This is a genomic window from Providencia sp. PROV188 (assembly GCF_027595165.1).
Lineage (GTDB): Bacteria > Pseudomonadota > Gammaproteobacteria > Enterobacterales > Enterobacteriaceae > Providencia > Providencia lanzhouensis.
The window spans coordinates 3,775,133-3,788,239 of record NZ_CP097291.1 but is presented as its reverse complement, the minus strand read 5'-3'; the positions used below and the strand labels follow the sequence as shown (position 1 = coordinate 3,788,239).

Genomic DNA, 13,107 nt, shown 5'->3' with positions numbered 1-13,107 from the left:
TAGGCTATTACCAGTACTGTTCGCTAGTAATATGTCCCGGTTTACGGCGTAAATGTTTAACTAACCCGTGGGTTTCTTTGAGTTTATCCCGTGTATCTCGCACCATTTCTGGGTTGCCACACAGCATGATGTGGCATTTATCTGCGTCAATCGGCAACCCAACAAACTCTTCCAATTGATGATCTTCAATTAATGCGGGAACCCGTCCATATAGTGAGCCGGGGGCGTGTTCACGGCTCACAACAGTGACAATGCGTAGTTTTCCTTGGAATTGCTGCTCTAATTGCTGCATGAGCGGCAGGTAACTCAGATCTTTTTGGTAACGCACGGCATGCAGTAAGACGATTTTTTCAAAGCGTTCTAGCCCTTTATTCTCTTGTAAAATAGAGAGAAATGGACCAATAGCCGTACCTGTTGAAAGCATCCAAAGATGTTTACATTCTGGGATTTCATCTAGCACAAAGAAGCCAGAGGCCTCATCGGTGATTTGCAGTGTATCGCCGATTTGTAGCTCAGCTAGCTTCGGGCTCAGTTTTCCATTGGGAACAATGACGAAATAGAATTCAAGGCGGTTGTCACTGGGGGCATTCACATACGAGTAGGCGCGGGCAACGCGTTCCCCATTAACTTCAAGGGCGAGTTTAGCAAATTGTCCTGCAATAAACGGTTGAATAGGCGCATCCACCACTAAACTAAACAAGGTTTCTGTCCAATATTTGGCTTCAACCACCCGACCTGTTACCCAATTCGCCATAAATTTGTCCCTCTTATCGAAAAAGCCTCAGAGAAAGTATTCAACAGTGTGAATTATTTAAGATATACATTGCTGAACTTAATAGGATTTCATACTAGATCAGTTCATTGTTTATGCTTATCGATAAAGTGTTTTAGTAGATTGTTCTGCAAATGAGGAGTTTGGTAATTTTAATGTACAGTTAAGTTGACAGAGGTGGCGAATATTACTGCCAACGTGAAGTAAATTAAAATGGTGTCCTACCTCGAAAAATTCATAAATTTTGTTATCTTTATCACACAAGAACAACATCAATTGTTTGCTAGTTATATAATTCCAATGTAATGGGCAAAACAACGAATAAAAATCTATTATTTAATCCTGAGTGCAACTGTTCGTGTTATTAAACTTTAATAATGCGGCGCTATTGTGTGCTCAGGAATTGTGAATGTCTGAGAGCAAAATGAGAAAGCTTGAAAATTTTAATCTGTTGCTAATGTTGATTGCCCTCGCTGCGGTTGGGCAAATGACTCAAACTGTTTATGTCCCCGTGATTGCTGAAATTGCGGTGTATTTCGGTGAACCTTCGGGTGCTGTACAGCGCGTTATGGCGGCGTATCTGTTTTCTTACGGTTTTTCCCAGCTACTGTATGGTCCGTTATCTGACCAAATTGGTCGCCGTCCGGTGATTTTAGCTGGGTTATCTATCTTCTTAATTTCAACGATTGTCGCTATTTTTGCCCCAACGCTGACGGTATTGACGGTCGCGAGTGGTTTACAAGGTTTAGGTACAGGGGTTGCTGGAGTAATGGTGAGAACCATGCCGCGTGACCTGTATAAAGGCACTGCACTACGTTACGCCAATAGTTTGCTCAATATGGGGGTGTTAGTGAGCCCACTGTTAGCCCCTATGTTTGGTGGGATACTGGCGCATTTCTTTGGTTGGCACGCCTGTTATATTTTCTTATTCCTGTTGGGTGGCGGAGTGTTGTTCAGTATGTATCGCTGGATGCCGGAGACTCGTCCTATTTCACCTGAAAAACATAATTTAGTGGCGTCATACCGTGAATTATTATCTAACGGTTCGTTTCTTTCGTATTTGACGATGTTGATTGGTGCTCTGGCGGGGATCGCTGTTTTTGAAGCTTGTAGCGGTGTATTGATGGGTGGTGTCTTAGGGCTAAGCAGTATTACCGTCAGTATTCTGTTTATTTTGCCTATTCCTGCGGCGTTCTTTGGTGCTTGGTACGCGGGGCGTGAAGGTAAGAATTTCTCCACCTTGATGTGGCAGTCTGTACTGATTTGTTTAGCTGCGGGCATCATGATGTGGGTACCAGGTTGGTTTGGCATCATGAATACATGGACACTGTTGGTACCTGCCGCCATTTTCTTCTTTGGCGCTGGGATGTTATTCCCGTTGGCGACTACTGGTGCGATGGAGCCATTCCCATATTTAGCCGGTGCAGCAGGAGCATTAGTGGGTGGTTTACAGAACGTGGGTTCTGGTGTTGCAACGTGGGTGTCTGCGTTAATGCCACAAAATGGCCAGTTTAGCCTTGGCTTACTGATGTTCTTGATGTCGATGCTGGTCGTGTTGTGCTGGTTACCATTAGCGCGTCGTATGAGTCATACCGAGCGTATGGTTTAATTTAGAATACTGATTAAGTTTTATGTTAAGGGGGCAAATAAGCCCCCTGATTTATTATGCGACCAACGGTATGAAATGTGCTGACTCAACCCATTGAGTGGCTTGTTGTTGTGTGCTGATTGTGTCCTCTTTCATTCCTGCCATTTGTGAAGCGAGCGAGTTAAATTCCACAGGGCGATCGTAATTGAGAAACTCGGTATTTTCATCCAATGTTTGATTAGTATTTTGATTAAGCCAAACTGATCTGGCGGCTACATCATCATGTAAATGTTGATCGATATAAATTTTAATCCCCGCGATTTTTAAGCCTGGGATGCTGTCGATTGTTCCTTTGACTGAAAGTATATTTTTATTCTGGGATAAAAACCAAGGTTCCTGCGGCGTTTTTTCTTGGATAATACCTTGTTCATCGTAAATGAGTAGGGTCACCCAATATTGGTTATTTTTCTCAGTGATCCCTAGCTTGCTAATATCAATTTGTTGGTTGATATGCACATCAGAAAGTAGCCTGATATCAGAAAGAATATTTAAATGAGAGGTTGATATATCATTTTCATTATTTTGCATATCGAAATGATGAATTGGTTGGAAATGATGGGTTGTATCAACTTGATTATTTTGACCAAACGGGTCACTTAATGAGAAGTATTGTTGGTGTAATTGCCCGTTCTCTATCCAACTGGCACAAATCGCACTTTGCGGAGTGATATATTGAGAATTTACTTTCCCTGTTGAGATATCAATTAAATTTTTATCCGTTGCAGACCAAGATAATCGACTACCACGCCAATAGTTATCTATCTGCAATTGTTCCGGCACGGTTTTTCCATCACCATAAATAAATAAGCGATTTGCTAGAGATTCAGGATTTTTATAGTGATAGACCTCAGTATCTGTGCCATTTTCCGTCTTAATAATCTTGAGGCTAACTAATTCCCCCTTATTGGGAATATTCAAATTAAGTTCGTTATCCCTCAAGGAAATTTTTAGGGATTCGGTGAGTAGACCGGATGGCGTGACATAGGTGATCGTCAAACTATGAGAGGAATCAGAATGATCCTGTTGGATCAATTGCCCGAGAGTTTGAGTCACGGCGAGGTAACTATAAGGGTGTTGCGAGCCATCAGGTAAAGGAAGAAATATGCCATTAAGTTGGTAGACGGAGACATATTCGCCTGGGACTTCACTTTCGTTAATTTTAGATAAAAAATGTTGAGCCAAGTAAATATAGTAATCTGAATGCGCTAAGAATGCGTCGTATTGATCACTGTAATGAGGATAATCACTCGGATACATTGCGGGTATAATCTCATATTCTGGCTCGTCTTTACGGAAGGTTGTGTATTGCTGGCGATATGAATCATATGCGATGTTCTTACCATGACTTTCCGCTGGATATGGGTAACCTTCATTTGTGGTATGGCCGAGTGCAAGACCATGCCCAAACATTTCATGCCATAAAATACTGGGTTTTGATATTCCGCCACCAAAGTTATGGGTTGCTAACCCAATCACACCTGATGTGCCCCCCTCCATAGATAGCGGCAGGATAGCGATATAAAAAAATTCGCTATACAGCTCTGTTCTCCGCGCTGCTTTTTGGCTCTCTAAGTAAGAGCTCTCAATTTGTGACATTGATGGCTCTTGGATACTGCTTGGAGCGTCATACAAAAGATGAACTAGCGTCGTTCTATCTGTATAAATCACATCATCTTGAACGATACAAGGATATAAAGCCGATTTCTGAGGGATAGGGGGATAGCTATATAAGGTTAGCTGGTGAATGAGTAACTTGGCGAGCGCTTCTAATCCCCAACTGAGAGGGGAATGAGGGTAAGTACCGTGTCCATCTTGGTAAAGCGTTTTATGCGCGACATGTGCAGTGATGGGCTTTATCTTTTTGACTCTAGGAAAGAAACTTCCCTCAGCGGTATAGAAGGGAAATGGTGTACCCTCATCAGGCATTGCGTATTCAGCTTCAACATTTTGGATGCCATATTGAGTTATTGGTATACCCCCCGCGAGAATTTGTATCTCCATATCAGGTTGAATCCATTTTCCCTTTATCGGCGCGGTATAGCTGTAACGGTGCCAATCTTTAGCTTCAAAGCTAGGCGTATTAGGCGGTGGGGTGAGAGCGGCTGGAAGGTTTGATGGACCCGTTAAAACCACTTTCTCTAGTTCAACACCCTCTTTATTTCGAATAATGGCCACAATATCGGGTGCTGTAGCCTCCGATGCGCTGGTAATATCAATTTTTAATAATGCGGGTCGGTCAGCTGTTAAACTGAAGTATTTAGTATGAGGCTCAAGTAAGTGGGTTTGTGCTAGCTGAATACTGTGAATTTGCATATCGCTTGGCACGGGGTGATGACGCATCTGAGGCTGATGATAAATCGGATCTGGTAACGTAAAAATACGCTTACTTGGAAGGGACAGATAAGGCGCTTCTTCAGATTGTAGCTGAATAGACATAGGGGCAGAAACAGAGCCATCTTTCATAATGGCAATAAAATCAAACTGGTCATGCCCACGGAAAGATTGTTTACCATCAGGTATATATTGCCATTCTCCGGTTATTTCGTTTAATACAACCTCTCCAAATAATGGCTCTTCAATAAGCTGAAAATATTCAATTTCCTCATGAAATGGCAAACTTCCAGACAGTACACCTACGTGAAATTGATTGGCGATACCATGGGGATTCTCTGCAATAAGGATAGGGTGTAACTGCTGATTTTTTAGCTGAAATTGGGAAACAATCATGCCGCCACAGGTGATGACAATCTGGTTATTTTTATAATGTGCGGAGATAAGAGGGAGTTCAAGATCAGCGAGTTGCTGATTAACATAGTCTTCGATTTCGGCTGCAAGTCCCTCCCAGGAATCGTGTGGTGATAGGCTGATATCATCCAGTCTTAAAACGGTATTCAACCGTGAGCTATTTATTTGAATTGAAAAATAATCGCTATTATTTCGCGTCTCTTCTGTGAGTGCGAACGAGTTTATCGATGTAGAAGGTAATGACAGTGCCTGCTGGTAGCCATCAGGGTTGAATAAAGAATGTGGGGCAGGTTGCTCAACCGAGGTATTTTCTGTGGTAATCAAGGGAGTGTGATGAATGAAATCATCAGGAATAAATTGAACTGATTCTTGCCCTGAAAACCCCCACCCTAAGCGGATATTGGGGGCATTATCTTGTGTCGTGGTGGTGATTTTAAAGTGAACTTGCTGCCCCTTTTGGGTATGTTTAATCGCGATTTCGCCACATTCATCTTGAGCATTAATTTGATGAGTGTACTGATCAATATCCAGTGTGAGGTTATAGGGATGATATTGTGTATCCACATAGAGGATAAGGCGTTCAGATTTAGGCACGGTGAGAACGCCTTCATAAACCCAAGTGGTTGGCTCTATTTGTTGAGGTAATCCGCTGAAATAGTAAGTTAAATTATCTAGAACATAATATTTTTGCTCGGAGCTATCTTCATAGAATGCAGGGGTGGCAGTGACGGATATCCCTGGTTGAGAATATTGAGCGAAAATCGTTGTATCTTGCTCAGATGCTGGGGAGTCTTGTATGTATTCTAGCTCGTCAAGAAGCAATTGAACTGGCTTCGAGATAAGCGTTGTATCATTTTCAATAATCAGTAAGCCGCCACCAGTCAATTCAAGCCAATGTCGTGCCAGCTCTACTTGCAGATCGTTAGCATCACCCGCAAGAATGAGCATGCCATAATGACGCTCTGATTGGCCGCTTGGAAGTAGTAACTCAACAAATTGCGATTGAGAACGAGGCTCTCCATCGCGCCATTGATGAGGGGAGTTAAAGCTATCAACCCATAAATTATGCAATGGATGGAATTTAAACCCTGAAAAATCATCTTCATCTAGAGTACTTAATAGATAGTTTTTTCGCTGTTCTCCCGGTAAACGGGGCTTATCCAGTAACCAGTTTGTGATATCAAAAGCGGCGTGTCCTGAATGTGTTTTCTGAGGATCGTCTTGTAGCCCTTCTAAGTAAAAACTGTCTGTGTGGATTTTTGCAACTCGTCCTCGATTTTTGTATAGACCAAGCTCTAAATATCCATGCTGTTGTGCTTGGGATGTGAGTTGTGCACTGGATTGATTGGTGTGCATCAATGCATATTTTTTCCGGTTATCCATAACCTTCACTCCTGAAATAATTTAAAAATAATTTTTTATAAAATAATTCATAAACATAGTTATTGCAGGGACGAATTCTAGATAAGCAGGTGGGAGCTTTCTAATTTATTATTCATCTATGAGTGATGTTTTTATTTATTAGCGAATTACTTGAGATGTTGCGATTCGTAGTCACCAGCAATAAAAAAGCAGTGCCGGAGCACTGCTTTGACGGTTTGCTTAGCAATATATTTTGTTTAGCAATATATGTCGTGATATCGAAAAGTTAAGCGCGGTCTTCCCACTCTTGAGCACGAGCGACCGCTTTTTTCCAACCTTCGTATTTATAATTGCGCTCAGTGGTTTCAATACCCGGTTTAAAGACACGTTCAATGTTGGCTTTACTTTGCAGTTCATCCAAACTTTCCCAGAATCCAACGGCGATACCCGCTAAGTAAGCGGCACCTAACGCGGTGCTTTCACGGACTTCAGGGCGTTCTACAGAGGTACCGAGAATGTCTGATTGGAACTGCATCAGGAAGTTGTTCGCAACAGCGCCACCGTCCACACGTAAGGCTTTTAGGCGTTCACCAGAATCGGCTTGCATCGCATCGAGGACATCGCGGGTTTGATAAGCGATGGATTCCAATGTGGCACGGATAATGTGGTTGCGGTTTGCCCCACGTGTTAAGCCAAAGATAGCGCCGCGCGCATACGGATCCCAATATGGAGCGCCTAAACCAGTGAATGCAGGCACCACATACACACCGTTGCTATCTTTAACTTTGGTGGCGAAATATTCGGAGTCCGTAGATTCATCAATCAGTTTCAATTCATCACGTAGCCACTGAATAGAGGCGCCGCCCACAAACACCGCACCTTCAAGGGCATAGTTCACTTCGCCTTTAGGACCGCAAGCAATAGTGGTTAATAGACCATGATTAGAGCGAACTGCGGTATCACCGGTATTCATCAAGAGGAAGCAGCCAGTTCCGTAGGTATTTTTTGCCATACCGGATTTTACGCACAATTGACCATACAGTGCTGCTTGTTGGTCGCCCGCAATGCCCGAAATTGGAATACGTGTACCGCCTTTACCCCCAATGTTGGTTTGTCCGTAAACGTCAGAGGAAGGGCGGACTTCTGGCAGCATGTTACGAGGAATATTTAATGCTTTAAGGATTTTGTCATCCCATTCTAAATTACGAATGTTGAATAACATGGTACGAGAAGCGTTGGTATAGTCAGTGACGTGGACGCGACCTTGAGTCATTTTCCAAACTAACCAAGTATCGACAGTACCGAACAGTAATTCACCTTTTTCTGCGCGTTCACGAGCACCTTCGACGTTATCGAGGATCCATTTTACTTTGGTTCCTGAGAAGTAAGGGTCAACCACTAAACCCGTGTTTTGGCGAATATACTCTTCAAGTTCTTTATCGTTCGTTTTTAAATGGGTACAAAAGTCAGCGGTACGGCGGCATTGCCAAACAATCGCATTATAGACAGGTTTACCTGTCGCTTTCTCCCAAACAATCGTGGTTTCACGTTGGTTAGTGATACCGATACCTGCCACTTCATCGGTACGAATATCGGCTTTAGCGAGAACTTCAATTAATGTCGAACTTTGCGTTGCCCAAATTTCCATTGGGTCATGTTCTACCCAGCCTGGTTTTGGGTAAATTTGCGTGAATTCGCGCTGGGAAATACTGACGATATTTGCATCATGGTCGAGAACGACAGCTCGCGAACTGGTTGTGCCTTGATCAAGAGCGACAATATATTTTTTAACGATATTGGTTTCTGTTGTCATAATTTAAACCTGTTCAGCAATGGGTTAATCTGGTTTTAGGTAAACCCAGTTTTAGAAATAAGAAACGGTATTAAGAGGATTTTTTCTCTTCTTCATCAGACTCGCAAGTCATACAAGGCAGATGGCGACCAATGAGTTTACGATAACCGAATGCCCCTAGCAGACCACCAACAATCGGCGCAGTCAATGGGACAAGGAAATAAGGAATATCACGTCCGCCGGTCAGGGCAATATCACCCCATCCAGCTAAATAAGCCACGACTTTCGGACCAAAGTCACGCGCTGGGTTTAAGGCGAATCCAGTCAATGGACCAAAAGAGCCACCGATAACCGCAATTAAGATACCAATTAATAATGGTGCTAATGGACCTTTAGGAACGCCATTGCCATCATCAGTTAAACCTAAAATTAAGCAGACTAAAATGGCGGCAATCACCACTTCAATAAAGAACGCATGGAACACGCTGATTTGTGGCGCAGGGTAAGTTGAGAAGACACCCGCTGTAAACAAACTTTCTTGTGTGCCACGAACAATATGGTGAACTTGTTCGTAATCGAAAAAAACAGGGGAATACATTGAGTAAACTAGGACAGCAGCACAAAAGCCCCCGAGCATTTGAGCGATAATGTAAGGAACGACTTTTCGCTTATCGAAACACGCGAATAACCATAATGCTAATGTGACGGCAGGGTTTAAGTGAGCGCCAGAGATGCCCGCAGTTAGGTAAACAGCCAGTGCGACGCCGAAGCCCCAAATCACACTAATTTCCCAAAGACCTAACTGAGCACCTGCAATACGTACAGCCGCGACACATCCTAAACCAAAAAAAACCAACAGAGCAGTTCCAAGAAACTCCGATATACACTGACCTGTCAGTGTTGAAGGTGTCATTTTGCTCATAAATGTTCATCCTGCAATAGTTGTTAAGAGAGGTGTTTTGCACGAGTATAATTTTCTCTGCGAAAATTTATTCTGTTAATTTAGCGAGAAAAAAGATAATCGAATATTGCGATTTGTGAAAACTGTGTGTCAAATCACCAAAAAACGAAAACAAACAATCATTTTTAAGGTCGAATTCAAACATTTGAATAGTCACGGGCGAGACAATTAAAAGAATAATGTTTGTAATCAAGTGTAAGTCACTGGACACAGAGGATCATGCTACTTACAATCGAGGGAAAGCGCTTATAAAGGGAGATCCGAACATGTCATTTGAAGTATTTGAGAAACTAGAATCCAAAGTTCAACAAGCCATCGACACCATTGCATTAATGCAAATGGAAATTGATGAACTGAAAGAACAAAACAGTGCATTAAGCCAAGAGTTACAAGCCAACAAATCAGGTACTGAATCACTGGTTCGTGAAAATGAACAGCTGAAGCAAGAGCAGGCGACTTGGCAGGAACGTTTGCGTACACTTCTCGGCAAGATGGAAGAAGTTTAATTCCCTTCATACTTCAAGCCACAGGGGTGTTGGCTTCGTTTGGATACCCGAATCACATACTTATGTATGCTCATCGGGATATCCTCCACTCGCCGCCTACCTGTGACTCGAATTATTTTGGGAATGTAGGGGTATGTAGAAGTGTTTTCTGAAAGAAGTGAAAAACGGAAAACAGAAAACAGAAAACAGAAAAGAAAAAGGCAGATAGTGATATCTGCCTTTTTTGTGGAGTTTGGTGGGGCTATTCGTCGATGGTTTCGTCGAAATCGTCGTTGGCTGCTTGGGTCAGTGGTTCTTCGGATAAAATCATGCCCGTGTTATCGGCATACAGATAATCGCCGGAGAAGAATGTCACGCCGCCAAAATTAACGCGGATATCGCTTTCGCCGATACCTTCGTCAGGGCAACCCGCAGGGATTGCAGCAACTGCTTGGATGCCGAGATCTAACTCCATTAATGCATCCACTTGACGGACGGCACCGTAAACCACAATACCTTCCCAGCCATTGTCTACCGCTAATCGCGCGAGCTCAGCGTCAATCAGTGCTTTACGCACTGAACCACCGCCATCCACCAGCAAGATGCGCCCATGGCCGTCTTCTTCCAGCAAATCATACAGAATGCCATTATCTTCAAAGCATTTTACTGTAATGATTTGACCGCCAAATGAAGTACGTCCACCAAAGTTGGAGAATAAAGGTTCTACTACATTAACGCTTTCTTGGTAGATGTCGCAGAGTTCGGAAGTATCATATTTCATAGGATTTAGGTCTTTTTTGCTGCAAGAGGAAGGTCAGTATATCCCTTTTAGTCACTGATTGGCAAAATTCCCGCCAGAAAATAAGCGGGAAAAGTCAAAAAAACAGCAAATAATTGAGACTATTTACTCAGGATAACCCCAAGGGAGAATAAAACGTTGGTGACTAAAGCGATTTTCACCATATTTTCTAGCATTGGGCGCATCCCTTCTGGGGTAGGATCAGAAAGCACTTTGCGTACATGATTCATCAGCATTGGCACCGCCAATAAGAATAACCAGCCCGCCCAACCTGTTAAATAGAGTAAATTGAAAAATACCAAACATAAGATGGAAACGATGATGATAATGGCGTGGTACATGCGCGCGCCTTGTGGACCTAAACGCACTGCCAACGTGTTTTTACCCGCTTTAATGTCGTTTTCAATATCACGCATATTATTGATATTTAAAACAGCTACAGACAGTAAACCGCAAGCTGTTGCTGGTAGGATAGTGATGATATTAAAGCTATTCGCTTGTAGGTAAAAAGTACCAATCACACTTAACCAACCAAAGAAAATGAGAACGGAAATATCCCCAAGACCAAGGTAGCCATAAGGTTTTTTACCGACGGTATACGTAATGGCAGCCACGATAGCCACTAACCCTAAGCCAAGGAATCCGATGGCATCTTCTGGTTTTTCGCACGCGACAATAATCAACAATAGACCGGAAAGGCAAGCCGCGAAGATATTCAGCTTCAGCGCTTTTTTCATATCTTCTTTGGTGATGACGCCTTTTTGCATTCCACGCAGAGGTCCGATGCGTTCAGCGGTGTCTGAGCCTTTAATCGCATCGCCATAGTCATTGGCGAGGTTAGATAAAATTTGTAATAAGCCCGCTGTGATAATAGAAAGCAGAGCGACAGGCCACTTAAAGTTACCCGTGAAATAGGTCAATGCGGATCCAGTGACGATGGCAATCACCCCTAATGGTAGGGTTTTTGGTCGTAAACTTTCTAGCCAAGCTTGTTTGCGGCTGATTGAAGATGAGTTCATGTAATTTATTCACCGTACTCGTGATATTTCAATGGGTAACGTGGCTTTGCTGCTGAGTGACCGTTTGAATTATTGGGAGTAAATGTTCTTATTAAGTTGGATTTTATATGTCAAAAGTGCAGCAAGATTGCTGCACTTTAGCTAACATCCATTAAGGATACATGAAAACCTGATAATTAATAAGATTATAAAATAAATCTACTCAGGTCTTCGTCTGCTACCAGTTCGTCTAAGTGTTGGCGGACATACTCAGCATCAATTGTAATGCTTTGTCCGTCGCGCTCGCTGGCGTCGAAAGAGATATCTTCCATCAGACGTTCTAGCACAGTATGTAAACGACGCGCACCGATATTCTCGGTTGATTCATTCACTTGCCATGCAGATTCTGCAATTTTGCGAATACCATCTGCGGTGAATTCAACGCTAACACCTTCTGTTGCCATCAACGCTTTGTACTGTTCAGTCAAAGAAGCATTAGGCTCAGTTAAGATGCGCTCGAAATCTTCAGTGGTCAGCGCCTGAAGTTCAACACGAATTGGCAGACGACCTTGCAGTTCCGGAATCAAATCAGATGGGCTAGAGACTTGGAATGCCCCAGATGCGATAAACAGGATGTGGTCAGTTTTCACCATACCGTGTTTGGTTGAGATGGTGCAGCCTTCGATTAATGGTAATAGGTCACGCTGAACCCCTTCACGGGACACATCTGGACCTGAACTTTGACCACCACGTTTACAGATTTTATCGAACTCATCAATAAACACGATACCGTTTTGTTCAACCGCTTCAATGGCTTGTTCTTTCAGCTCTTCAGGATTAACCAGTTTTGCCGCTTCTTCTTCCACCAACAGTTTAAAAGCTTCTTTGATTTTCATCTTACGAGGCTTCTGTTTTTGACCTGCTAAGTTTTGGAACATAGATTGTAGCTGGTTGGTCATCTCTTCCATACCTGGAGGAGCCATGATTTCAACGCCCATTGGTGCTGCGGAAACTTCAATTTCAATTTCTTTATCGTCTAACTGACCTTCACGTAATTTCTTACGGAATGCTTGGCGTGCTGGTGATTGCTCATCAACAGGTTCTGCTTGTCCCCAGTTATTTTTTGCTGGTGGGATCAACACATCAAGAATGCGTTCTTCCGCCATTTCTTCGGCACGATAACGGTTTTTCTCGATAGATTGTAAACGCACCATTTTTACCGCAGAATCGGTAAGATCGCGGATGATAGAGTCAACTTCTTTACCTACATAGCCCACTTCCGTGAACTTAGTGGCTTCAACTTTGATGAATGGCGCATTTGCCAGTTTGGCTAAACGGCGTGCGATTTCGGTTTTACCTACCCCGGTAGGACCAATCATCAGAATGTTTTTGGGAGTCACTTCATGGCGTAAATGCTCATTTAACTGCATACGGCGCCAGCGGTTACGCAGGGCGATAGCAACAGAACGTTTAGCTTTATGTTGACCAATAATATGGTTGTCGAGTTCGCTGACAATTTCGCGTGGAGTCATTTCGGACATGCTA

General features: G+C 43.0%; 9 protein-coding genes. 2 read left to right on the top strand and 7 right to left on the bottom strand.

Annotated elements, in window-relative coordinates; translation table 11 throughout:
• Positions 1-7 precede the first annotated feature (7 nt).
• Positions 8-754 (bottom strand): ferredoxin--NADP(+) reductase, encoded by a 747-nt coding sequence (gene fpr / locus M5X66_RS17465; RefSeq protein WP_154609494.1) that lies wholly within the window; start codon positions 752-754, stop codon positions 8-10.
• Positions 755-1,196: 442 nt separating this feature from the next.
• On the opposite strand from fpr, the gene emrD reads away from it, so the two are divergent.
• Positions 1,197-2,381 (top strand): multidrug efflux MFS transporter EmrD, encoded by a 1,185-nt coding sequence (emrD, locus tag M5X66_RS17460; RefSeq protein ID WP_036950922.1) that lies wholly within the window; start codon positions 1,197-1,199, stop codon positions 2,379-2,381.
• Between the two features lie 54 nt (positions 2,382-2,435).
• Here the strand turns inward: emrD and M5X66_RS17455 are convergent, their stop codons facing one another.
• The 3 genes from M5X66_RS17455 to M5X66_RS17445 all read right to left on the bottom strand — a co-directional run bounded on the left by M5X66_RS17455 (position 2,436) and on the right by M5X66_RS17445 (position 9,241).
• Positions 2,436-6,548, bottom strand: coding sequence for a hypothetical protein (locus M5X66_RS17455; RefSeq protein WP_270103754.1), 4,113 nt, complete (start codon positions 6,546-6,548; stop codon positions 2,436-2,438).
• A 265-nt stretch (positions 6,549-6,813) separates the two neighbouring features.
• Positions 6,814-8,340, bottom strand: a complete 1,527-nt coding sequence (gene glpK, locus M5X66_RS17450) for a glycerol kinase GlpK (RefSeq protein WP_036950842.1) — start codon at positions 8,338-8,340, stop codon at positions 6,814-6,816.
• A 70-nt stretch (positions 8,341-8,410) separates the two neighbouring features.
• Positions 8,411-9,241 (bottom strand): MIP/aquaporin family protein, encoded by an 831-nt coding sequence (locus M5X66_RS17445; RefSeq protein WP_270103753.1) that lies wholly within the window; start codon positions 9,239-9,241, stop codon positions 8,411-8,413.
• A gap of 305 nt (positions 9,242-9,546) precedes the next feature.
• Here M5X66_RS17445 and zapB point away from each other — a divergent pair, with 305 nt between their 5' ends.
• Positions 9,547-9,786 (top strand): cell division protein ZapB, encoded by a 240-nt coding sequence (zapB, locus tag M5X66_RS17440; protein WP_108479177.1) that lies wholly within the window; start codon positions 9,547-9,549, stop codon positions 9,784-9,786.
• A gap of 241 nt (positions 9,787-10,027) precedes the next feature.
• On the opposite strand, the gene rraA is transcribed toward zapB, so the two are convergent.
• The 3 genes from rraA to hslU all read right to left on the bottom strand — a co-directional run bounded on the left by rraA (position 10,028) and on the right by hslU (position 13,103).
• A complete protein-coding gene (gene rraA / locus M5X66_RS17435) occupies positions 10,028-10,546 on the bottom strand; it encodes a ribonuclease E activity regulator RraA (RefSeq protein WP_036950850.1) in 519 nt (172 codons plus the stop codon).
• 119 nt (positions 10,547-10,665) lie between these two features.
• Positions 10,666-11,583, bottom strand: coding sequence for a 1,4-dihydroxy-2-naphthoate polyprenyltransferase (locus tag M5X66_RS17430; RefSeq protein WP_036950853.1), 918 nt, complete (start codon positions 11,581-11,583; stop codon positions 10,666-10,668).
• Positions 11,584-11,768: 185 nt separating this feature from the next.
• Positions 11,769-13,103 (bottom strand): HslU--HslV peptidase ATPase subunit, encoded by a 1,335-nt coding sequence (gene hslU / locus M5X66_RS17425; protein ID WP_108479178.1) that lies wholly within the window; start codon positions 13,101-13,103, stop codon positions 11,769-11,771.
• Between the last annotated feature and the right edge of the window lie 4 nt (positions 13,104-13,107).

Coding starts and splice junctions, on each gene's coding strand:
- hslU (WP_108479178.1), bottom strand. CDS start 13,103: ATGTCCGAAATGACTCCACGCGAAATTGTCAGCGAACTCGACAACCAT.
- fpr (WP_154609494.1), bottom strand. CDS start 754: ATGGCGAATTGGGTAACAGGTCGGGTGGTTGAAGCCAAATATTGGACA.
- M5X66_RS17455 (WP_270103754.1), bottom strand. CDS start 6,548: ATGGATAACCGGAAAAAATATGCATTGATGCACACCAATCAATCCAGT.
- rraA (WP_036950850.1), bottom strand. CDS start 10,546: ATGAAATATGATACTTCCGAACTCTGCGACATCTACCAAGAAAGCGTT.
- emrD (WP_036950922.1), top strand. CDS start 1,197: ATGAGAAAGCTTGAAAATTTTAATCTGTTGCTAATGTTGATTGCCCTC.
- zapB (WP_108479177.1), top strand. CDS start 9,547: ATGTCATTTGAAGTATTTGAGAAACTAGAATCCAAAGTTCAACAAGCC.
- M5X66_RS17445 (WP_270103753.1), bottom strand. CDS start 9,241: ATGAGCAAAATGACACCTTCAACACTGACAGGTCAGTGTATATCGGAG.
- M5X66_RS17430 (WP_036950853.1), bottom strand. CDS start 11,583: ATGAACTCATCTTCAATCAGCCGCAAACAAGCTTGGCTAGAAAGTTTA.
- glpK (WP_036950842.1), bottom strand. CDS start 8,340: ATGACAACAGAAACCAATATCGTTAAAAAATATATTGTCGCTCTTGAT.